24 protein-coding genes and 1 pseudogene are annotated in these 20,985 nt (G+C 40.2%); 10 read left to right on the forward strand and 15 right to left on the reverse strand.

What is annotated here, in order from left to right; genetic code table 11:
• Nucleotides 1-68 precede the first annotated feature (68 nt).
• The 7 genes from BACCOP_RS03475 to BACCOP_RS03505 form a co-directional block, all read right to left on the reverse strand.
• Nucleotides 69-1,229, reverse strand: a complete 1,161-nt coding sequence (locus BACCOP_RS03475) for a sodium ion-translocating decarboxylase subunit beta (protein WP_007566320.1) — start codon at nucleotides 1,227-1,229, stop codon at nucleotides 69-71.
• A gap of 1 nt (nucleotide 1,230) precedes the next feature.
• Nucleotides 1,231-1,659, reverse strand: a complete 429-nt coding sequence (locus tag BACCOP_RS03480) for an acetyl-CoA carboxylase biotin carboxyl carrier protein (RefSeq protein ID WP_007566322.1) — start codon at nucleotides 1,657-1,659, stop codon at nucleotides 1,231-1,233.
• Nucleotides 1,660-1,682: 23 nt separating this feature from the next.
• Nucleotides 1,683-2,612, reverse strand: a complete 930-nt coding sequence (locus BACCOP_RS03485) for an OadG family transporter subunit (RefSeq protein WP_007566323.1) — start codon at nucleotides 2,610-2,612, stop codon at nucleotides 1,683-1,685.
• Nucleotides 2,613-2,655: 43 nt separating this feature from the next.
• Nucleotides 2,656-4,209, reverse strand: a complete 1,554-nt coding sequence (locus BACCOP_RS03490; protein ID WP_007566325.1) for an acyl-CoA carboxylase subunit beta — start codon at nucleotides 4,207-4,209, stop codon at nucleotides 2,656-2,658.
• Nucleotides 4,210-4,395: 186 nt separating this feature from the next.
• Nucleotides 4,396-4,800, reverse strand: a complete 405-nt coding sequence (mce, locus tag BACCOP_RS03495; RefSeq protein ID WP_007566327.1) for a methylmalonyl-CoA epimerase — start codon at nucleotides 4,798-4,800, stop codon at nucleotides 4,396-4,398.
• Between the two features lie 225 nt (nucleotides 4,801-5,025).
• Nucleotides 5,026-6,030, reverse strand: coding sequence for an aldo/keto reductase (locus BACCOP_RS03500; RefSeq protein WP_007566330.1), 1,005 nt, complete (start codon nucleotides 6,028-6,030; stop codon nucleotides 5,026-5,028).
• A gap of 18 nt (nucleotides 6,031-6,048) precedes the next feature.
• The gene (locus BACCOP_RS03505; protein WP_007566332.1) at nucleotides 6,049-7,023 is read right to left on the reverse strand and encodes a GNAT family N-acetyltransferase; all 975 of its coding nucleotides are present in this window, start codon (nucleotides 7,021-7,023) and stop codon (nucleotides 6,049-6,051) included.
• Nucleotides 7,024-7,100: 77 nt separating this feature from the next.
• Here BACCOP_RS03505 and BACCOP_RS03510 point away from each other — a divergent pair, with 77 nt between their 5' ends.
• The 7 genes from BACCOP_RS03510 to BACCOP_RS03540 all read left to right on the forward strand — a co-directional run bounded on the left by BACCOP_RS03510 (nucleotide 7,101) and on the right by BACCOP_RS03540 (nucleotide 11,334).
• The gene (locus tag BACCOP_RS03510; RefSeq protein ID WP_040311778.1) at nucleotides 7,101-7,637 is read left to right on the forward strand and encodes a nitroreductase family protein; all 537 of its coding nucleotides are present in this window, start codon (nucleotides 7,101-7,103) and stop codon (nucleotides 7,635-7,637) included.
• Between the two features lie 65 nt (nucleotides 7,638-7,702).
• On the forward strand, nucleotides 7,703-7,972 hold the full coding sequence (locus BACCOP_RS03515; RefSeq protein ID WP_083779537.1) for a hypothetical protein: 270 nt from the start codon (nucleotides 7,703-7,705) through the stop codon (nucleotides 7,970-7,972).
• A gap of 21 nt (nucleotides 7,973-7,993) precedes the next feature.
• Nucleotides 7,994-8,803, forward strand: a complete 810-nt coding sequence (locus tag BACCOP_RS03520) for a Rossmann-like and DUF2520 domain-containing protein (RefSeq protein WP_397434132.1) — start codon at nucleotides 7,994-7,996, stop codon at nucleotides 8,801-8,803.
• A complete protein-coding gene (locus BACCOP_RS03525) occupies nucleotides 8,800-9,318 on the forward strand; it encodes a KdsC family phosphatase (RefSeq protein WP_007566342.1) in 519 nt (172 codons plus the stop codon). Before BACCOP_RS03520 ends, BACCOP_RS03525 begins: the two co-directional genes overlap by 4 nt.
• Before the next feature lie 17 nt (nucleotides 9,319-9,335).
• Nucleotides 9,336-9,917, forward strand: coding sequence for a Maf-like protein (locus tag BACCOP_RS03530; protein ID WP_007566344.1), 582 nt, complete (start codon nucleotides 9,336-9,338; stop codon nucleotides 9,915-9,917).
• 25 nt (nucleotides 9,918-9,942) lie between these two features.
• Nucleotides 9,943-10,464 carry a GNAT family N-acetyltransferase gene (locus BACCOP_RS03535; protein ID WP_007566347.1) on the forward strand — a complete coding sequence of 174 codons (522 nt, stop codon included), beginning with the start codon at nucleotides 9,943-9,945 and terminating at the stop codon, nucleotides 10,462-10,464.
• A gap of 378 nt (nucleotides 10,465-10,842) precedes the next feature.
• Nucleotides 10,843-11,334: a sensor histidine kinase gene (locus BACCOP_RS03540; protein WP_227994735.1), complete on the forward strand. Its 492-nt coding sequence runs from the start codon at nucleotides 10,843-10,845 to the stop codon at nucleotides 11,332-11,334.
• Between the two features lie 36 nt (nucleotides 11,335-11,370).
• Here BACCOP_RS03540 and BACCOP_RS03545 read toward each other — a convergent pair whose 3' ends face one another.
• A complete protein-coding gene (locus BACCOP_RS03545; RefSeq protein ID WP_148315642.1) occupies nucleotides 11,371-11,724 on the reverse strand; it encodes a hypothetical protein in 354 nt (117 codons plus the stop codon).
• A gap of 242 nt (nucleotides 11,725-11,966) precedes the next feature.
• Here BACCOP_RS03545 and BACCOP_RS03550 point away from each other — a divergent pair, with 242 nt between their 5' ends.
• Complete coding sequence (locus BACCOP_RS03550; protein ID WP_007566352.1) at nucleotides 11,967-13,184, forward strand: transposase; 1,218 nt, start codon at nucleotides 11,967-11,969, stop codon at nucleotides 13,182-13,184.
• Between the two features lie 394 nt (nucleotides 13,185-13,578).
• Here BACCOP_RS03550 and BACCOP_RS20775 read toward each other — a convergent pair whose 3' ends face one another.
• The 6 genes from BACCOP_RS20775 to BACCOP_RS03585 form a co-directional block, all read right to left on the reverse strand.
• A complete protein-coding gene (locus BACCOP_RS20775) occupies nucleotides 13,579-13,776 on the reverse strand; it encodes a hypothetical protein (RefSeq protein WP_040311775.1) in 198 nt (65 codons plus the stop codon).
• Nucleotides 13,777-13,869: 93 nt separating this feature from the next.
• Nucleotides 13,870-15,267: a S41 family peptidase gene (locus BACCOP_RS03565; protein WP_007566358.1), complete on the reverse strand. Its 1,398-nt coding sequence runs from the start codon at nucleotides 15,265-15,267 to the stop codon at nucleotides 13,870-13,872.
• Between the two features lie 11 nt (nucleotides 15,268-15,278).
• Nucleotides 15,279-15,944, reverse strand: a complete 666-nt coding sequence (locus BACCOP_RS03570) for an ATP-binding cassette domain-containing protein (protein ID WP_007566360.1) — start codon at nucleotides 15,942-15,944, stop codon at nucleotides 15,279-15,281.
• Complete coding sequence (locus BACCOP_RS03575; RefSeq protein ID WP_007566363.1) at nucleotides 15,935-16,876, reverse strand: hypothetical protein; 942 nt, start codon at nucleotides 16,874-16,876, stop codon at nucleotides 15,935-15,937. The genes BACCOP_RS03570 and BACCOP_RS03575 overlap by 10 nt, the downstream gene beginning before the upstream one ends.
• Nucleotides 16,877-16,887: 11 nt before the next feature.
• A complete protein-coding gene (locus tag BACCOP_RS03580; protein WP_007566365.1) occupies nucleotides 16,888-17,502 on the reverse strand; it encodes a hypothetical protein in 615 nt (204 codons plus the stop codon).
• A 30-nt stretch (nucleotides 17,503-17,532) separates the two neighbouring features.
• On the reverse strand, nucleotides 17,533-18,069 hold the full coding sequence (locus tag BACCOP_RS03585; RefSeq protein ID WP_007566367.1) for a DUF3267 domain-containing protein: 537 nt from the start codon (nucleotides 18,067-18,069) through the stop codon (nucleotides 17,533-17,535).
• Nucleotides 18,070-18,843: 774 nt separating this feature from the next.
• Between BACCOP_RS03585 and BACCOP_RS03590 the strand changes: the two genes are divergently transcribed.
• Entirely contained in the window at nucleotides 18,844-20,160 is a 1,317-nt protein-coding gene (locus tag BACCOP_RS03590; protein WP_007566371.1) for a sensor histidine kinase, read from the forward strand.
• Between the two features lie 52 nt (nucleotides 20,161-20,212).
• On the opposite strand, the pseudogene BACCOP_RS03595 reads toward BACCOP_RS03590, so the two are convergent.
• Nucleotides 20,213-20,656: pseudogene (locus BACCOP_RS03595) on the reverse strand (transposase); the annotation flags it as partial.
• Between the two features lie 122 nt (nucleotides 20,657-20,778).
• Between BACCOP_RS03595 and BACCOP_RS03600 the strand changes: the two are divergent.
• The coding region (locus tag BACCOP_RS03600; RefSeq protein ID WP_007566375.1) for a DUF4372 domain-containing protein at nucleotides 20,779-20,985 on the forward strand (207 nt) is incomplete at its 3' end.

Below are 20,985 nucleotides of genomic sequence, written 5' to 3' on the forward strand. Positions count from 1 at the left end.
TCTGCCTGACTGATCTATACAGCCCGACAGAGGGTTAACGAATTCAAAAGATTATCAACAAACTCCGTTTAAACCAAGAAGCCCAGTAAGATACCGGCAGCTACAGCCGAACCGATCACTCCTGCAACATTCGGTCCCATTGCATGCATCAGCAGATAGTTAGTCGGATCATATTCCAATCCTACTACCTGAGAAATACGTGCAGAGTCGGGTACTGCCGACACTCCGGCATTACCGATAAGCGGATTGATTTTATTTTCTTTCTTCAATACCAAATTGAAGATCTTGACAAAGATAACTCCCGATGCTGTAGCAATAAAGAATGACAGCGCTCCCAAGATAAAGATCTTGATGGAATCCCAAGTCAAGAACTCAGATGCCTGAGTAGATGCTCCTACGGTCAGTCCCAACAAAATAGTAATTGTATCAATCAGCGGACCACGAGCTGTTTCGGCAAGACGGCGGGTTACACCACTTTCCTTCAACAGATTACCGAAGAACAACATACCCAGCAATGGCAGACCGGAAGGAACCAGGAAGCAAGTAAGCAACAAACCTATAATCGGGAACATAACCTTTTCTGTATGTGATACGGCACGAGGTGCTTTCATACGGATAAGACGTTCCTTCTTTGTTGTAAGCAATCGCATTACAGGAGGTTGTATAACAGGGACAAGTGCCATATACGAATAAGCAGACACGGCAATTGCTCCCATCAGATTAGGTGCAAGTTTCGATGACAAGAAGATAGCGGTCGGTCCGTCAGCTCCACCAATGATACCGATAGCAGCAGCCTGCATCGGATCGAAACCTATTTCCAGCGCAATCATATATGCTCCAAAGATACCAAACTGTGCCGCAGCACCGATCAGCATCAACTTCGGATTAGAGATCAACGCCGAGAAGTCCGTCATGGCTCCAATGCCCAAAAAGATAAGCGGCGGATACCATCCGGAAGTCACTCCCTGATACAAAATGTTAAGTACTGAGCCTTCCTCGTAAATACCTACTTTCAGTCCGGCTTCCATATTAAACGGAATGTTACCGATAAGTATACCGAATCCGATAGGAATCAGCAACATCGGTTCGAATTCCTTAGCAACGGCAAGATAAATGAACACAATACCTATCAGGATCATGATGAGATGTCCTGCTGTGGCATTATAAAAACCGGTATATGTCCAGAAGTCTGCCAGGTTATTCTGTAAGAAACTACTAAATTCTCCCATATTATTCGATGATTATAAGGTCTGTACCTTCAAGAATTGATTCTCCTTTACTTACTTTAATAGCAGTAACTTTACCGTCGCGGTCTGCCTTGATATCGTTCTCCATCTTCATGGCTTCCAATACAAGTAAGGTCTGTCCACGTTTCACGGTATCACCTTCTTTTACTTTGATTTCGAGAATAACTCCCGGCAGCGGTGACTTGATACCAGATTTGCTTCCTACACTTGCCGGACGAGTCACAGCAGCAGGAGGAGCAGCAGGAGTAGTAGATGCAGTACGTACTACCGGCTTAATTTTCGGTTTGTTCTGCTTTTCGAGTTCTACGGTATAAGGCGTGCCGTTTACTTCTACACGCACATTATTGTCTTCTATGTCACCCACGGTTACTTTATACAAGTTTCCGTTAATTTTATATCTGTATTCTTTCATGGTTTCTTATCATTTTAAGATGATTATTTCTTATGTGGAGTTTCACGCAATGTATAAATCTTCGAACTCCACGGAGAATAACTACGTTTCACACGACTGATAGTCAGAATGGTTTCTTCTACATCATGATCGGCTCCCTGTGCTTCATGCAGCGCCATAGAGATAGCAGCAATCACTTCTCCCGGTGCTTCGCCCAATTTCTTTTCCTTAGCTTCTTGCTTATCGGTAATGTTGTGTGCGATCATTGCATTGCGCTTACGCAACTTAATAGCCGCCTTACCATTCAGCTTAAAGCAGATGTAAAGCAATATTAGTCCCAGGAAAACAACACTCATAGCCGATATAGCCATACCGATACCTACCGGGTCATGCTGTTCGAACTTATCCATCTTCGGATTGCTTTCTATCGTCTGGTTGTTCGTACTTGGAGTGACATATTTATCAGCACTTGCACCTTTCACTTCCCATTCGGCAGATGCATCCCCTACACGAGCGTACGATTGATTTGCAGCCAATATACCAGCCGGAACAACAACCTGATCAAGCAGCTTTTTACCAGAATCATATAATCCGATCCAGTTGGCATTAGTTTTACTCAGTACAAAATTAGTATGGAAAGTACCCCGTCTAGGATTTCCGTCCGCCCAGAAAAGTGTATGCTGGCGTGGCTTAATGCTTGTCAGCACATCTCCTTTCGGAATAAAATACGTAACAGTATCTCCGGGCTGACTGCTCACTTTCAGCAGGCATCCGGCCAAATCGGCTGTACTATATGCCTTATTGAATATTTCAATCCAGCCGCTATGCACGCCATAATCATCCTGAAAGTTGGTCTGATTGTCCACCAACACCTCATTGATGACCAGCTTACTGTTCGATTTCTGTTCTGTACAAGAAGTAAAACCGATCAGCAACAGCAGGGAAAGAAATATTCCTATTCTGTTTTTTCTCATAGATTTCTTAAGTTGAAAGTTAATAATCAGAATAACCCACGAATTACAATGGAATATTTCCGTGTTTCTTAGCCGGATTTGTCAGCTTCTTAGTCTGTAACTGCTGCAAGGCACGAATGATACGGAAACGAGTATTACGCGGTTCAATCACATCGTCTATATAACCATATTTTGCAGCATTATACGGGTTGGCAAACAACTTGGTATATTCAGCTTCTTTTTCAGCCATAAATGCCTTCGGATCGGCAGCTTCTTTAGCTTCTTTTGCATACAATACCTCTACAGCTCCAGCACCACCCATTACGGCAATTTCAGCAGTCGGCCATGCATAGTTCATATCTCCACGCAACTGCTTACAACTCATTACGATGTGTGAACCACCATACGACTTACGCAATGTAACTGTCACTTTTGGAACAGTAGCTTCACCATATGCATAAAGCAGTTTAGCTCCGTGCAAGATAACAGCATTGTATTCCTGTCCTGTACCCGGAAGGAATCCCGGAACATCTACCAATGAAACAATAGGAATATTGAAAGCATCACAGAAACGGACGAAACGTGCTCCCTTACGAGAAGCATTACAGTCCAATACTCCGGCAAGGAACTTAGGCTGGTTGGCAACAATACCAACAGACTGTCCGTTGAAACGTGCAAAACCGACAATGATATTCTTTGCAAAGTCACGCTGAACTTCGAGGAACTCACCATTATCGACAATTGCTCCGATAACCTCATACATATCGTAAGCCTTATTAGGGCTGTCCGGAATAATTTCATTCAAAGAATCCTCCAGACGATCAATCGGATCTGTACAGTCTACATAAGGCGGCTCTTCCAGATTGTTCTGAGGGATATAGCTCAATAACTTACGAATCAGTGCCAAGCCTTCTTCTTCTGTAGAAGCAGTAAAATGAGTTACCCCCGAACGAGTAGAGTGCACACTTGCACCTCCCAAATCTTCTTGAGAAACATCCTCTCCGGTAACAGTCTTTACAACTTTCGGACCTGTAAGGAACATATAGGAAGTACCTTCCATCATCAAAGTAAAGTCTGTCAGTGCAGGTGAATATACAGCACCTCCGGCACACGGACCAAAGATACCCGAAATCTGCGGGATCACACCAGAAGCCAAAATATTACGCTGGAAAATTTCAGCATATCCAGCCAATGCATTGATACCTTCCTGAATACGTGCACCACCCGAGTCATTCAGTCCGATACAAGGAGCTCCCATCTTCATGGCCATATCCATTACTTTACAAATCTTCAGTGACATGGTTTCTGACAGAGAGCCGGCAGATACGGTAAAGTCCTGTGCAAAGACATAAACCAATCTTCCCTCTATTGTTCCATATCCAGTAACTACACCATCGCCCAGATAATGCTTCTTATCCATTCCGAAGTTTGTACAACGATGTTTTACAAACATATCCATTTCTTCGAAACTTCCTTCATCAAGCAGCATAGCAATACGTTCACGTGCAGTATATTTCCCTTTAGCATGTTGCTTTTCGATAGCTTTCTCACCACCGCCAAGACGCGCCTGGGCACGCAGTTCGATAAGCTCTTTTACTTTTTCAAGTTGGTTACTCATGGTACTAGAAATTTATGTATTAGTAAATGGCAAGATAAAATGGTTAACAACCGATTGTTTTAAAGCAACAAAGTGACGAAGAACTTCGTATACATCCGATGAACGTTTACAAAATTCTCCGCCACTTCTCTATTCTGAATGACAACAAACAGCTAATGTCTCCACCATTTCATTCATTGCCCTTAATTATTTTTCGCAAAGTTCGGTTAATACCCCCATAGTTGATTTCGGATGAAGGAAAGCAATATTCAGTCCTTCTGCACCTTTTCGAGGCGCTTTGTCGATCAGGCGAATGCCGTTTGCATCAGCTTCAGCCAACGCATTTGCTACTCCGTCTTCTATTGCAAAAGCCACATGATGAACTCCCATGCCTCTGTTTTCAATAAATTTGGCAATTGTGCTATCAGGTCCCGTAGGCTCCAGCAGTTCAATTTTTGTTTCACCACATTTCAGGAAAGCAGTTTTTACTTTCTGATCTTCTACGGTTTCTATATTATAACATTTCAATCCGAGTACATTTTCATAATAAGGAAGGGCTTCTTCGATACTTTTCACCGCAATGCCCAAATGTTCAATGTGAGAAATTTTCATAATTAAGTTGCTTTTAATGGTATTAAAATCTAAAGTTGGTTTATATCAACTGCACAAAGAAAACAAAAATGTGCAGAATAAAGAAATATTTCCCTATTTTATTTTCATCAACTAACGCTTTTTTTAGTTTATTTTTATTTTATACAAAGCGTAGTTGTCAGAAATATTTTTTCACGATAAAAATATTGGCTGATGCATGAATCGCTCCATTCTCCAAACTGGATATCAACGACTTAGAACATTATTTATCAGATATATTTCCTCATCACAGAACGACCTATTATCTAAAGACTTCAAATTATCGTCAATCTGTTTTACCGAACTGGCACCAATTATGACAGAAGTAACCTTCTCATCTTTCAGCAACCATGCCAATGACATTTCGGCCAAAGTCTGCCCACGCCGTGCGGCTATTTCGTTCAAGTCCCTGATTTTACGAAGAACATCCTCCGTCAGAGCTTCTTTCTTAAGATGACCTCCCCGGGCAATACGTGAATCATCAGGAATACCATCCAGATAACGCCCAGTCAATAATCCCTGCGCCAAAGGTGAAAAAGCAACAAACCCACTGCCATGTTTACTAGCCTGATCCAAGATGCCCTCCTCTTCCGGCTCACGATTGAACAAATTATAACGCCCTTGATAAAGCAGACAAGGCACATGATTGTCGGCAAGATAACGATAAGCTATTTCCGCCGCCTCTTTAGGATACTTCGATATGCCTACATAAAGAGCCTTGCCCTGACGTACGATATCGACAAGTGCCTGCAAGGTTTCTTCAAGTGGAGTTTCCGGATCATAGCGATGACTATAAAAAATATCTACATACTCCAGATTCATCCGTTTCAAACTCTGGTCAATACTAGCCATAAGATGCTTCCGTGAATTCCATATCCCATAAGGCCCCTCCCACATATCATGTCCAGCCTTCGTAGAAATAAAAAGTTCATCACGATAAGGAGCAAGAGATTTCTTCATGATTTGCCCGAACGTTTCCTCAGCCGACCCATAAGAAGGTCCATAATTATTAGCAAGATCGATATAAGTAATTCCCTTGTCAAAAGCATGATGAATTTTCTCTTTACTGCCTGACAGCGTATCCACATCTCCGAAGTTATGCCAAAGTCCAAGAGAAATTTCAGGAAGCAGGATGCCACTCTTACCAGCCCTGCGATATTTCATTCCACCGTGATAACGGTCGGGAGCCGCACTATAAACAGGATCAATCATAACATATATCTATATAAATTACACATAAATACGAATAAGCAAGCGATTCAGCCAGTTCCACCGTACCTTAAACCAACGACGTGTACTCAACAGTTTACCTCCGAAACGTAAAATAAAATCCCGATAACTGAATTTCTTGAAAGGAAGTCCTGCTTCTATAAATTCAAAATGACTATATCCATGCTCTCTGGCATAAGTCATTGCCTCCCATACAGCAAGCACTCCCGGATAAAGCAACGGATAACTCTTGCGCATCCCAGCAGAAAACATCAGGTAAGCAGTATCATCAGAAAACAAACAAACCGAACCACCAATAATCTTTTCTTTATAACGTACTATAAAGATTTTACCCATTCCAGCCGGAAAAGATTCTTCAGAGAAAAAAGCAAAAAGATGAAAATCAGGTAAATAACGATGAACTTTGGGAGAATAATATTTTTTCAGCATCATGAAGAAAGCCCTTATATCTTCCAGGCTGGAGGCAATTTCAATAGAAGCCCCATTTTTAAGTCCCCTGGCAATCTGGCGTTTACGGGAAGCACTCATCCATTTATCAAGCTGTTCGTGGTGTATCGAATTGCGAACACGCAGCCACCGGACCGGAAAATACCCGTTCTGCCTGAAATAACGGTAGCCGAACAACGGTTCTTCTAAGTTTCGAAACTCCAACAGAAAAGATCCCTCCTTATACAGAGTAGTAAAATACGTCAATAATTCATTGAAAATCTCTTCCCGTTTCCGTTCCGTATTAAAATACTCTCCCACACCGTAAACGTATGTTTTTTCAGTAAACCCCAGCAGACGAAAATTCCGCCGGGTAATACACAGCAGTTTACCTATCGGTTTATCCCCTTCGAAAGCAACCAAGAGCACAGGACGATACCCCGGGGTTTGTTCCAATATCCGGAACAAATCAGTAGAATGAAAGACATTGGTTCCCGGAAGTTCAGGAATGTCCTTTGCATGCTCATATGTAGTCAACCTGATAGCCATTGTATCGCAAATTTATGATTTTTTTTGAGCATTACGAGTTTAAAGGTTATATTTGTCGTGTTAAAAACGAAGATTTTATGAAGAGTTTCAGCGAATTGATAAAACAACGGCGCAGTATGCGTAAGTTCACCGATGAAGAACTGACACAAGAAGAAGTGGTAACCCTGCTGAAGGCAGCCCTCATGTCGCCGTCTTCCAAACGAAGCAACTGCTGGCAGTTTATAGCAGTAGACGATAAAGAAACACTAGACAAGCTTTCACGTTGCAAGGAAATGGGATCATCTTTCCTGAAAGAAGCCTCTCTTGCCATCGTCGTACTGGCGGATCCGCTGGCAAGCGACGTATGGATAGAAGATGCGTCTATAGCCTCTCTGATGATTCAGCTACAAGCCGAAGATCTGGGACTGGGAAGCTGCTGGATACAAGTACGCGAACGATACACCGCTACCGGCATGTCTTCGGACGAGTATGTGCACGGCATTCTCGGCATACCTCTTCAGTTACAGGTTTTGTCCATCGTAGCCATCGGCCACAAAGGTATGGAGCGTAAACCTTTCGACGAGTCACACCTGCAATGGGAAAAAGTACATATCAATAAATACGGAGGAGAGTAAACGTGGCAGCAAAAGCATCAAACCATAAAGATACATACCGTGCTACCGCAGTTTTTCTTGCATTGATGGGAATACTCTATCTTGCCGACCGGCTGATAGGTTTTTCTTCCCACGGTCTGTCCTGGGTTATGCAAAAAGACACCATGCTACTTTATGCAGCCGTCGCTTTCTTATGGTTCAAGGCAGACAAGTCGGTAGGCATCATTCTTGCCGGAATCTGGCTCATCCAAAACATCGGTCTGGTAACTACGCTGCTGGGACAAATGTCAGGCTACCTGCTTCCCGCTTCCCTACTGCTGATAGGAATACTGCTCTACTGGTTGTCATCACGATAAAAAGTCCCGCAAACGAAAAAAATCATTTTCACCATGAATATAAAAAACATTATCATGATAGGGGCCGGCAACGTAGCGACTCACCTTTCCGTAGCTTTATCACAAGCCGGATATAATATCCGTCAGGTATTCAGCCGTACAGAAGCTTCCGCTTCCGAACTTGCCGCCAAACTGAAATGTCCCTATACTACAGATTTAAGCCAAATCACCCATGAGGGAGATTTATATATCGTTTCCGTGAAAGACTCAGCACTGAACGACATACTTCCCAAGTTAGTACAACGTGCTCCCCAAGCCCTGTTTGTACATACAGCGGGCAGTGTTCCCATGAACGTATGGCAAGGACTGGCAGAACGTTATGGTGTACTCTACCCCATGCAGACATTCAGCAAACTGCGTCAGGTAGATTTCCGTGAAGTTACATTTTTTACCGAAGCACATACAGCTGCCGACCTGAAGCTTCTGAACGAAATCGCCCTCCATCTGGGAAGCAAAGTATATGAAGCATCATCCGAGCAACGGCGATACCTGCACATCGCAGCAGTATTTGCCTGCAACTTTGCCAATCACATGTATGCCGTTGCCAGTCATCTGCTTTCAGCAAACGGTCTTCCCTTCGAAGCCATGCTTCCGCTGATCGACGAAACAGCCCGGAAAGTACACGAACTGCCTCCCGTCGAAGCACAGACCGGACCGGCACAGCGATACGATGAAAATGTCATCAACCGCCATCTGGAAATGCTGAAAAGCGAACCACGCTTGGCAGAGATATACGAACTGATCAGTAAAAACATTCACGAGTACGCTAGCAATAAAAAAGAAACCTTATGATAAACTACGATCTTACTAAAATACGTGCACTTATATTCGACGTAGACGGCGTGTTAAGTGCCGAAACCATTACCCTGCATCCTAACGGAGAACCGATGCGCTCGGTCAACATTAAAGACGGTTATGCCCTGCAACTCGCCGTAAAATGCGGACTACATGTTGCAATCATCACCGGAGGAAAGACAGAAGCTGTACGTAAACGTTACGAGGGTCTTGGCATAAAAGACATCTACATGGGAGCAGCCGTAAAGACCAAAGAATATGCCGAATTAATGGAGAAATACAATCTGAAGCCAGAGGAAGTGCTCTATATGGGCGATGATATCCCCGACTACGAAGTTTTAAGTCTTGTAGGACTCCCCTGCTGCCCCGCCGATGCAGCCCCCGAGATAAAAGCCATCTGCACATATATCTCACACCGCAACGGAGGCTACGGATGCGGACGTGATGTAGTAGAACAAGTTTTGCGTGCACAAGGCAAATGGATGTCACACGAAGAAGCCTTTGGCTGGTAATATAAAAACAAACAATTATGCTCGAAAACCTGAAAAAATATAAGATAAAGCTAGCTTCCAACTCCCCACGTCGCCGGGAACTGTTATCCGGACTGGGAATAGATTATGAAGTAAAGCTTCTGCCCGGTATTGACGAAACCTACCCCGACACACTGAAAGGTGAAGAAATTCCCATCTACATTGCCCGCGAAAAGGCAGACGCCTATCGTCCGTCCATGCAGGCAGACGAACTTATTATCACTGCCGATACCATAGTCTACATAGACGGAGAAGTCTTAGGAAAGCCTAAAGATGAAGAAGAAGCTTGCCAAATGCTGCGCAAACTGTCGGGACGCTCTCACCAGGTCATAACCGGAGTATGCCTTACGACTACCGAATTCCAAAAATCCTTTGCCTCGGTTACAGAAGTAACCTTCGACCAGTTGAGTGAAGAAGATATCCGTTTCTATGTAGAACATTACAGACCGATGGACAAAGCAGGCTCATATGGTGTACAAGAATGGATCGGCTTCATCGGAGTAACCGGCCTGAAAGGTTCCTACTTCAATGTAATGGGGCTTCCGGTACAACGATTGTATCAGGAGTTAAGGAAATTATAAACCATCGATTCCACGTCCGTAGCCAATGAAGTTCAGCATAACCCAAGCAACCATAGCAGATGCAGACGAACTGACATCATTTATAACAAGTATCTGGAAAAACATGGAACACCGGGAATGGTTTGCTCCAGAAGAAGACAAAGATTATATAAAGTCGCTATTGTCTACTCACACAGGCATTATATGGAAAGCCATTGAAAGTGTATCAGGACAGACTGCCGGATTATTCATTGTCGTCTTTCCCGGAAAAAATTCCGAGAACCTAGGTTACGACATCGGATTATCTGAAGCAGAGTTGTGCAGTGTAGCACACATGGATACGGTAGCAGTGCATCCCAACTTCCGAGGTTACGGACTACAACGTTTACTTATAAGTCAGGCAGAAGAAGCCCTGAGCAAAACCCAATACCGTTATTTGTTATGTACGGTCCATCCGGAAAATTCTTTTTCACGCAGTAACATGGAAAAATTAGGATATACGTATATAAAACAAGCCTTGAAATATGGTGGACTACCGAGATGTATTTATCTGAAGAAAAGGAGATAACTATACTTTTTTCAGGGTAAGCTATAATAATAAAAGAAATGAATATAGAAAAGAAATAGAATTATTCGCTCAAATCTATCAACTGTAGTATATTCTTGTTGTAGGCCACTGACTTACCCCTGACGATATATATCACCGCCTGCTCAATCACAGGGAAAAGCACCACAAACCATTCTTTAGAGCATTATATTTATAAAAACAATCATAATGACTACTTAACTCTACCAACTTAAATTTACCTTCAAATTGAACAAAATCTCCCCTATCTGTGAAGACTTCTCATACGCCATGGTGCAACCTCTCAGCACTATTATGATGGTACAAGATATGTTTAAAAGCGGAAGACTTGATACCAGACCGGAGATAAAGAATAAATACATGAGTATAGCAAAACGCGCAACAGAACATCTGTTTACTCTCATCAACAAGATAGTCACCATCTCAAAGCTGGAGAACTATAAACTGGAGATGAACAGAACGGAAGTTGAGCCTACTCCAATAATAGAGAAACTGACAGAGAAATTCAAATCCAATGTACAGAAACCTGTAAACTTTATCATCAGCTTACAGACCAAAACAGCTTATGCCGACAACGATTATCTGGGTAAAGTAATAAGCAATCTGATTGACAATGCCATCAAATACTCTAAGGAGAGTGTGGAAATTAACATCACGTCTGAAGAAAGCGAATGCTACACCATCCTGAAAGTATGCGACAATGGGCTGGGCATATCCGAAGCCGACCAGAAAGTCATTCTCCAAAAGTATGAACGTGCAACGGCGGCAAAGCGCAGCTGCAAGAACGGAGCTTCAGGCTTTGGACTGGGCCTGAACTTTGTTGACCAAGTGATAAAGGCGCATGAGGGATGAATATTCGTCAACAGTACAGAAGGAGAATTTTACCATCTATCTGCCGCTTGAAACTCCAAACAACAGAGACAATCGGTAAAACACAAGGCTGCTTATTATTATGGCTATGATATCATATACATCGAAGGTACCATGTATATGAAGAAGTCCGAGAAACTCGTATGCAATATAGACTATTGCAGCCCCTATTGTGTATTGCTTTATCGAATATCTTTTTTCAATGCCATAGGCGCATAGTACCGCAGCAGGTACGCAAACGACACTGCCTATAACATCTGCCAGATGAAAGTCATTGATATGGTTCTCATAAACATACGGGCGATACGTGTGCGACAGTACCAGCCCGATAGCGGCAATCAGAATACCTGATAATATAAACTTCATTTTCATAACCATCGTAAATCTTCAATACTTCGGTAAATTTTTACCGAAAGATTAAAAGTTAAACAACAGAACCGGCAAAAGCTGGTTCGGAAACACTAAAGAGGTCATTGAAATGTTGTCAAAAACGAATGGTTAAGCATGAAGAAATGTGCTGAAAAAAGAGAGTTAACCTGCTGATAATAAAGGAGGAAAGTATTGCATAATTCGTTATTTCTTAGTAAATTAGAAGTCTCTGAACTCTTCTGATTATGACTAAAGAAACACTCCTTATGCAATACCAATCCGAGTGCCTGTCGGCTCTCAAATCAGTAGCGAATATACACAAACCTTTTGAAAAAGCATTCATGGACACCATGAAATTATTCATGGCCATCCCGGATCGTATAAATTTCCTTCAATTGGGCAGATATGGCTGTTTCTCAGAACAGACTTATCGCAACCTTTTTGAGCATGAAACTTTCGACTGGTTTGCGTTCAACGGCTCTATCATCAGCAAGTATCTCACAGGCAAAAGAAAAGCCATCGCCATCGATCCTTCCTATATTCCCAAATCAGGCAAGAAGACACCTTGGATAGGTTACTTCTGGTCCGGTTGTGCAGGAGAATACAAGCGTGGACTGGAAATCATGGGCATCGGTGTCATTGACATCGACAACCATGAATGCATGACTTTAGGTTCCATTCAGACGCCGGATTGTAAGACCTTGGATAATATGGACAAGAACCTTGTTGACTGGTACAGCTGCTATCTTATCAGCAGAAAAGACAAGCTGCAAAGCATATCCAAAACGGTGGTTGCAGACGCATTCTTTTCCAAGGAAACTTTCGTAACGCCTATGTGTGAGAACAGTTTCCATGTTATCAGCCGCTTTAGGAATGATGTTGTCCTGTACTATCCGACATTGGAAAAGAAAACAGGAAAACGTGGTCATCCCAAGTGGTTTGACGGCAGGATTGACTTTGCCAATCTGGATTTGACCCGGTGCAAGGAATACGAGGTGAACAAAGGAAAGCTATACGGATTGAGGGTTTATGCTAAAGCTTTCAAAAGGTATGTTTCCTTAGCCGTCTGGTATCCGATGGACGGAAGAACAGACAAGTGGCAACTTTATTTCTCTACAGACGATTCCATGGATGGACGCGAGGTGCTGGATTATTACAGAACCAGGTTCCAGTTGGAATTTTGCTTTAGAGATGGCAAGCAGCATGCAGGAATCACCAGCTGCCAGTCTACCGACTTCAGGAAATTGGATTTTCACTTCAATGCATCGCTTGCTGCTGTCAACTTGGCCAAAGCGGCATGTAAGAGGCTCGGAATAACCTATTCCATATCCTCCTGCAAGTCTTTCATACACAATGCTTATATGCTTGAACGATTTATTTGCGTGTTTGGGATTAGCCCAGACCCGCAAGTTATTGACAAACTTTTCAAAGAACTCATTTTATTTACTGCCAGAGCAGCTTAGGCTTGGCGAATTTTTAACGAACTATTGAAATCTTTATAGTGGTGTATTATTACATATAAGATAATACGACATTATAAGCATTCCAATTGAAGCACCAACCAATAATCCATAATAAAATATACGACCATATTTATAAGAATTCCTCTTCATAAGTTACAAAATATTACATTATTTTATTATAAAAGCTAATAACGCCCCAACTTCTTTCCCAATATAAAATAAAACACAAAATAAAAATGCAAAGATTCCAATAATAATAAAGGTCTTTGTAAATTCGTTTCTGATTATTATTTTACGAATTTCTGAAAATAAACTTTGTATATTCATAGTTATTTCATTCTTTTTTATGTCCTTGAATATTTTAAGATAGTTATACGAATAATTAATAAAGACATTACGCTTCATTATCCTTTTTATGATGAAAGAAATGGCAAATGTACGAAAAACAACAAAATAAAGGGAGTTCGAAAAGTATTCCAAAGGCTATTCCTATTTTAATGTTTCCAACATTTGCTCCGATTGCTGTACCAAACATAAGACCTAAGGCTAAAATGGGTCCACTGATCAAATAGTATCTATATTTTTTGTTCATACTCTTTAGTTTTTACAGTTATTATTATACTGCAAAAGTATGCGTAAAGAACAAGAGTTTATGTTATCCCGATGTTATCTTTAGGTTAATGCTTCACTCATCAGACAAATTCATTTCAACCCATTTCCAACATTTATCAATACCCTTCAATCTTTCATACACAGACATAGATATTTGGATATCAGGAGATAAACAATCCTCCTCATTACGGCTCACATCCGGTCTTTCAAAGTAAGAATGACTTATATAGCCCTTTGTACCTGTAAATGGCAGTTCAACAGGCAATACATCGCCAAAGCAAGTAGGCTTCTGCGAAGTCGGAGTCCCTATAATGGGGAAAAGATGATTATCCTTTATAGTTGTAAGCAAGTAATTGGCACTGCTGAAGGTGTTCTGGCCTTGTATGAATATTACCTTCCCTTCAAAACGGTTCTTAATTTTGGGAAGGAATGACAAGTTTTCACAATCTTCCATCGGAATAAGTTCTCCAGGTTTACCTTTGCTGCAATCATAGAAATCAGGCATGCACTTGAAAAGAAAATCAGATTTTCTGACAAACGTCTTATATTTTGATATACTGTCCGTATCAACTCCAAAATATTGAAGAAGCTGGTCGCCAAGCATACTGTTTCCTCCACCATTATAACGCATATCCACCACCAGTTTCCGTATATGATGCTGCTTTAAATCGGCATCCATCTTATCTATAAATTCGAGAAATGACGGCAGGAAGTTCAGATAATTATCTTCAACTTTGGTACCCGTAATCTGACATAATTGCAAATACGACTGTAGATCATACATCGCATTAAATTGCAGATAGCATTTATCTTCAATTATCTGATAGGAGAACAAATCATCACGCTTCACAGTAACAGGATAGGAAGGAAATTTCACTTGATACCATCCGGAGCGATTCTCTATTTCCGACTCAAAAAGCAGACTACTTCCATCATGAAAGCCAAGACAAACTCCCTTTGCTGTATCTAGTCCTATCTGATGCAATAATGCTTTACGATTCAGATAAAAACTCCATAGCCCTGCTTTTACTTCATTCTCCGAGGGCATTGCTTTACGCATAGCCAACCTGACATCTTTAACGGATATGCCATTCATGGAAACAATCTCTTTTCCCGTGAAATCAGGATATTCTGAATCTATGGCATACAGATAAAAACAGCCTTCATAATATCTTATCTCAAAAGGATAAATTAATCCATCTTCAGGCATGAAATAAGTATGTGCATCTTCAAGCAGGACCAACAAAGAATTCAAGGCAAACTGGAAGTACCGCACATCCATCACATCCTTCATTTCATGGCAAACTTTCTCTGCCTGTCTTTCAAATCTGTTGAATCTCTCAGGATTAACGATACTGACAGGATGGAATGCCCTGATAAAACGCGACAGGTTCATTACCTCATTCTGATATTTATTGTAACTTTCATCAAAGAAGGTTACCGGTATTTTATGAAAAGTATTGTCAATCATAATATCATTTTTTACATATTACTGTTTCTCCTATTTAATATATCCTGCTCTATCTCATCAACTGATGCCTGAATATATCTTTTCCTAATGGTATGATTATCCAGAAAATCAATCTCATCACACAGTTCGTGTAACGTATTGATAAGATGCGATGAGATTATGACAGTCTTCCCTTTGTCCTTCAGCTCGCGGATGATTCTTTTAAGTTGGATACACCCATAAAGGTCTACCCCGTTGAAAGGTTCGTCAAGGATGTACAGGTCATTTTCCTGAAGCAGTAAGGCCATCAGTGCAAGTTTTTTCTTCATCCCGGTGGAATAGTCCAAAGCAAATCTTTCCATTGGCAGTTGAAAGATTTTGTTCAAGGAATCTATGGCTTTAGCATCCATCTTTTTCCCTTTTGCCTTAATACAGAACTCAAGATACTCCTTTCCTGTGATAAGGGAGTAGAAGAAGCTTTCAGCCGGCATATAGCCAACGCTTATCTTGGAGGACTTTCTTATCTCGCCTTCATAATCAGTTACTCCCATAATGCAACTGAAGAGTGTAGTTTTCCCGGCTCCGTTTTCTCCCACCAGTCCGTAAATTTTTCCGGATTCGTAAGAAACGGAGAGGTTGTCAAGCACTCTCGTCTTACCGTATGCCTTGCTCAAATTCTTTATATATATCAGTTCCATAGATGTTTAAATTTTTTCTTGACTGAAAGTGTAAGACCGATATTCAATGCCAAATAAGGAATCAATACGACAGGGGTTATAATCGAAACTAAAAACAGCGGCAACGGAAATAGCAGCCAATATATTCCCAGTGCAGTTTGTGTCTCGAAGGAGAATCTTGCCATCCCCATATTCCACAGGTATAACAATGTCGAATAAAACAATACAAGACAAAAAAGTATAGCTTCTGTATCGTGTCTCAGCACAAGCATAAGTACAATGAACGGGAACATGGTTATAAAAATATTCCTTAGCCCTGATTTAACTAACATCAGCTGATACATTCCGAAACTATTATAGACAGAGAGTTCATGCTTCGGTGGCGTCACCATATATGCAGTTCCCTGAATAGCTCCCCACAGTATCAGGCATACTTTACAGAGATTGATATTGTCATGCAATACTCCCATGAAAGACAGAAAGAGCAATACCGCATACAGTGGTACTTGTTTCCGGAACATCCTTCTATACAGCAAGCCCCCACTGTATAATAAAGGTATAGGCAGAACTACAGAATGAAACCTGACAGGGTAAATCCACGGCATAACTACCGCAGTCAGCATGATAACTGGCAAAGAAATATAATTTGCAGCAATTATCCCCGAAATAATAAACGGTAAACCGAGCAATAAATATTCTACCGTAAACAATCTTTTGATTCCATGCACCTGCAAGGACAGAAACTCCTTGTCTTTTCTACTGTTATGATACAGCCAGAGTACAAGCAGATAACACACTGGCAATACCCATACACTTGTTACTTCCGTAAAAGCATAAAACAGGATGATAACAATACCGATAAGAAACAGACTCCTGAACGGTCCGATACCTGCAAGTACACGCACAATCTGTTTTGAGCGTAGATTCATATAGAGTAATAAAGTCTCAGTCATAATCTCTTTAGTTATTCTTCATCTGATTTATAACTGCATAAAGCCTTTCTGCTGTAACGACGCAACCTCCATAATATATAAGTTTCATCAAAGAAAAAAGCTGCTGCAAAAGCAGAAGCAAGAGAAATAGCCATATCCTTCATAATAAAACCTATAACCAAAGGTAAATATGCTGATAGAATATGTGCCGTAATATATACAGCTCTGAATTTCCACAATTTCATAGGTATCTTATAGTCCAGTCTAATTGATGTACTTTTTTTGTTATATCTGATACATAAGTATTTATAATTCCATGAATTAAGTAAAAGAAACATTATAAGTTGAACAAACCAATTGACGAATATAGCCAGAATACTTCCCAATCCCATTACGAAAATGATTGAAAAAGGATTCATAAAACACTCCCTATCTTTCAAAGATGTTTTTATGGTATCCATATCATATATGGCATAGAACAGGACAAATGCTATTACAGGAAAAATAAAGCCCCATAATATAGGAGTTATTCTATTGAACTCATTCTTTTCAATATAGATTTCCTCCCCTTCAGGCCCTCTTCCGTATGAAATCAATGCCTTCCGCTGAACTGATTTTTTATTAATGTGTTTATCTGATGCTTTCATCTTGTTTATATTTTAGTATTTTTGAAAATATTATATTTTATCATTGTAATAAAAACCGACTTCTTTAGGATGGTCTACTAACAATGCGCTGTCGGGAACCTTTCTCGTTAATCTATAAGCTATTATATCACCAATTCCTCCCCATATTAACATAACTCCAGAAAAAAATATTATAAAATTTCCTATTACGATCCCAGTCAATGTTGGTAATATCCCTAATAATAAGGTAGGCATTAACAATACAATTCTATATTGTTTAGCAGTTATTGCATCCTCACAATGGCAATATGGTGCAAATTTGCTCCACATGATTCCAAACTTAATGCTTTTAGTCCCTCTTTTTGCATAAAGAGAAAAAAATACCCCGTGTATCAGTTCATGTAAAATAACCATACCAAAGATTACGAGAACTAACACCATTAACAAATATGGATTACTATCCAAAATCTCCCTTAACCCTGTACCATGAAAATATTTGTAAACAATAATGAAAAGCGGTGTGCCAATTATTATACATGGCAAAGAATATAAATTTACCTTATTGATATTTACTACAACTTCTTTCATACGCCATTCTTTTTATCTATAAGAAGATAATTTTCATCAATAACAGACAAGTCTGATACATGCCCAATCCTTATCTTATAATATAAAAGCTGATATATAGATTATTCCACCAATCAATGCGCCTATAAGAAACGCATTAATAAAGTGCCTGCTTTTTACTATTCTTCTTATATTCATATTACACTTTTTTAATGTATTCCTATTCGTAAAACCATACTTAATATTGAAATAAGAATAGACAATATAAACAGTGTATATTTCAGTTTCTTATTTTTTATCATACAAGCTATTGCTATTAAGCAAAGTGAAATAGTAACATACAACATAATTCATTATAAATTAAGACAATATACAAAATATCAAGAAAAAGACTCGCTTGATATTAACAAGTTCTCTTCTAAATCCAATCCTTATCTTACAATATAAAAGCTGATATATAGATTATTTGACCAATCAATGCACCTATAAGAAACGCATTAATAAAGTTCCTACTTTTTACTATTCTTCTTATATCCATATTACACTTTTTTTAATGATGATCAGCGACTTAAATCTGTATGAACTTTCCACTTCTGTGTTGAAGGAAAGTTTCCATTTATATCAATGCTATAAAACTCTTCCTTTGTTTCTGTTGCAAAGGTAACCAAGCATCGGCAAACATTAAGTTATCCTTATGTTATCTTTACGTTAATACTTCAGTGTTTCGATTTATGTTCATAATCCAATTATTATATTTGCATTGAAAGAACATTAAAAAGTCATATAATATCATACATGGAGACTTCAAAACGTAAGAAAAACATATTATTCATTACCATACTGTCTGTCGTAGGTCTTATCGGGGCTATGGCTCTGCAGATGATATGGATATACAATTCGTATGAACTGATAAAAAACGACATTAAGAATGAAGGTTATGCAACCATTGAAAAAGCCTTGGAGGAAGAGGGGAATATGAGGTTCGGGCAAACTCCCAAAGGTACAAGAATAAAGAGTGGTCCAACAAACGACACCATTCCTCCAATGACATATTTTTATGAACAGCTTTCAGACATGGGATATCCGATGTCATTACACAATCTTGATTCCATTACTGCCGAATTATTAACCCAAAACAGATTAGGAAACCAATATTATATTGACATTATAAATCTAAGAACTGGAGAAAAGATAAACGGTATCGGTACCCAAAAAGAACCGTCCTTTATGGCAATCAAACCCAAATACTTTCCTATCCGTTCAGACTATACCCAGGTTGTCCAGCTCATCATCACCAATCCCAATAAAACTTTCTTAGAGCGTATGGGCCTGATGCTTGCCGGCACATTCATCATCATGCTGCTCGTAATCGTCTGCATCAGCTATCAGGTAAGATTCATTTCATGCTTCGAGAAGATTTTCCAGATTCGCGAAGACTTCTCATACGCCATGATACACGACATGAAAACACCGCTCACGTCCATCATCATGGCACTGAAGTTCCTCAGGAGCGGTAAGCTTGACAACAGGCAGGAAATGAAGAACAAATATTTCGACATTGCCGAAAACGAGGCAGACCATCTGCTTACCCTTACAAATAAAGTGCTGACCATATCCAAACTGGAGAACCATAAACTGGAGATGAACAAGACAGAAGTTGAGCTTACTCCTATAATAGAGAAACTGACCGAAAAATTCAAGGCGAAATCGCAAAAGACGGTAAATTTCATTACAGATATAAAAGCCGAAACTGCCTATGCCGATGCTGAATATCTGGAAGAGGTACTAAGCAACCTCATAGACAATTCCATAAAATATTCGGGTGAGAGCGTGGAGATAAGAATAAGCATTGCACGGGATGACAGATATACCGTCCTTAAAGTTCATGACAATGGTTTTGGTATATCCGATAAAGATATTCATCTTATTTTCCGAAAGTATGAACGTGCATCAGCCGTTAAACGTAACCGCCGGAATGGTACTTCCGGTTTCGGACTCGGACTGAATTTCGTTGATCAGGTGGTTGAAGCACATCACGGAAAAATATTTGTCTCCAGCATAGAAGGTGAGTTCACGGAATTCACAATCTATCTGCCCCTTATTGAATCTTAATAAAAACATGAATATATTTGTAATACAATAGTTCGTTAAAAATTCGCCAAGCCTAAGCGGCTCTGGCAGTAAATAAAATGAGTTCTTTGAAAAGTTTGTCAATAACTTGCGGGTCTGGGCTAATCCCAAACACGCAAATAAATCGTTCAAGCATATAAGCATTGTGTATGAATGACTTGCAGGAGGATATGGAATAGGCTATTCCGAGCCTCTTACATGCCGCTTTGGCCAAGTTGACAGCAGCAAGCGATGCATTGAAGTGAAAATCCAATTTCCTGAAGTCGGTAGACTGGCAACTGGTGATTCCTGCATGCTGCTTGCCATCTCTAAAGCAAAATTCCAACTGGAACCTGGTTCTGTAATAATCCAGCACCTCGCGTCCATCCATGGAATCGTCTGTAGAGAAATAAAGCTGCCACTTGTCTGTTCTTCCGTCCATCGGATACCAGACGGCTAAGGAAACATACCTTTTGAAAGCTTTAGCATAAACCCTCATTACTGTCCCGTAAAAGTGGATAAATAGTTCTTTGAAATAACTGAAATATAGCTTATTATACTCTATTTGTAAAGCGCGACGATTTGAAATTGTACCTTTGAAACCAAATCAAATGGCTTCAAATGAATCAAGACAAATATGTTTTCGCTCAATTGGTAGAGTTTTTGAACAACAATAAATTCAGAAGAATCGTGGACAAATACGATGGAAATCGTTACGTCAAACATTTCACTTGCTGGAACCAGCTTCTTGCTATGATGTTCGGACAGCTAAGCAATCGTGAGAGCCTACGCGACCTGATTGTTGCATTGGAAGCACATCAAGCCAAG

This window comes from Phocaeicola coprocola DSM 17136 (assembly GCF_000154845.1).
Taxonomy (GTDB): domain Bacteria; phylum Bacteroidota; class Bacteroidia; order Bacteroidales; family Bacteroidaceae; genus Phocaeicola; species Phocaeicola coprocola.

Coding starts and splice junctions, on each gene's coding strand:
- BACCOP_RS03475 (WP_007566320.1), bottom strand. CDS start 1,229: ATGGGAGAATTTAGTAGTTTCTTACAGAATAACCTGGCAGACTTCTGG.
- BACCOP_RS03480 (WP_007566322.1), bottom strand. CDS start 1,659: ATGAAAGAATACAGATATAAAATTAACGGAAACTTGTATAAAGTAACC.
- BACCOP_RS03485 (WP_007566323.1), bottom strand. CDS start 2,612: ATGAGAAAAAACAGAATAGGAATATTTCTTTCCCTGCTGTTGCTGATC.
- BACCOP_RS03490 (WP_007566325.1), bottom strand. CDS start 4,209: ATGAGTAACCAACTTGAAAAAGTAAAAGAGCTTATCGAACTGCGTGCC.
- mce (WP_007566327.1), bottom strand. CDS start 4,800: ATGAAAATTTCTCACATTGAACATTTGGGCATTGCGGTGAAAAGTATC.
- BACCOP_RS03500 (WP_007566330.1), bottom strand. CDS start 6,030: ATGATTGATCCTGTTTATAGTGCGGCTCCCGACCGTTATCACGGTGGA.
- BACCOP_RS03505 (WP_007566332.1), bottom strand. CDS start 7,023: ATGGCTATCAGGTTGACTACATATGAGCATGCAAAGGACATTCCTGAA.
- BACCOP_RS03510 (WP_040311778.1), top strand. CDS start 7,101: ATGAAGAGTTTCAGCGAATTGATAAAACAACGGCGCAGTATGCGTAAG.
- BACCOP_RS03515 (WP_083779537.1), top strand. CDS start 7,703: ATGGGAATACTCTATCTTGCCGACCGGCTGATAGGTTTTTCTTCCCAC.
- BACCOP_RS03525 (WP_007566342.1), top strand. CDS start 8,800: ATGATAAACTACGATCTTACTAAAATACGTGCACTTATATTCGACGTA.
- BACCOP_RS03530 (WP_007566344.1), top strand. CDS start 9,336: ATGCTCGAAAACCTGAAAAAATATAAGATAAAGCTAGCTTCCAACTCC.
- BACCOP_RS03535 (WP_007566347.1), top strand. CDS start 9,943: ATGAAGTTCAGCATAACCCAAGCAACCATAGCAGATGCAGACGAACTG.
- BACCOP_RS03540 (WP_227994735.1), top strand. CDS start 10,843: ATGAGTATAGCAAAACGCGCAACAGAACATCTGTTTACTCTCATCAAC.
- BACCOP_RS03545 (WP_148315642.1), bottom strand. CDS start 11,724: ATGAAAATGAAGTTTATATTATCAGGTATTCTGATTGCCGCTATCGGG.
- BACCOP_RS03550 (WP_007566352.1), top strand. CDS start 11,967: ATGACTAAAGAAACACTCCTTATGCAATACCAATCCGAGTGCCTGTCG.
- BACCOP_RS20775 (WP_040311775.1), bottom strand. CDS start 13,776: ATGAACAAAAAATATAGATACTATTTGATCAGTGGACCCATTTTAGCC.
- BACCOP_RS03565 (WP_007566358.1), bottom strand. CDS start 15,267: ATGATTGACAATACTTTTCATAAAATACCGGTAACCTTCTTTGATGAA.
- BACCOP_RS03570 (WP_007566360.1), bottom strand. CDS start 15,944: ATGGAACTGATATATATAAAGAATTTGAGCAAGGCATACGGTAAGACG.
- BACCOP_RS03575 (WP_007566363.1), bottom strand. CDS start 16,876: ATGACTGAGACTTTATTACTCTATATGAATCTACGCTCAAAACAGATT.
- BACCOP_RS03580 (WP_007566365.1), bottom strand. CDS start 17,502: ATGAAAGCATCAGATAAACACATTAATAAAAAATCAGTTCAGCGGAAG.
- BACCOP_RS03585 (WP_007566367.1), bottom strand. CDS start 18,069: ATGAAAGAAGTTGTAGTAAATATCAATAAGGTAAATTTATATTCTTTG.
- BACCOP_RS03590 (WP_007566371.1), top strand. CDS start 18,844: ATGGAGACTTCAAAACGTAAGAAAAACATATTATTCATTACCATACTG.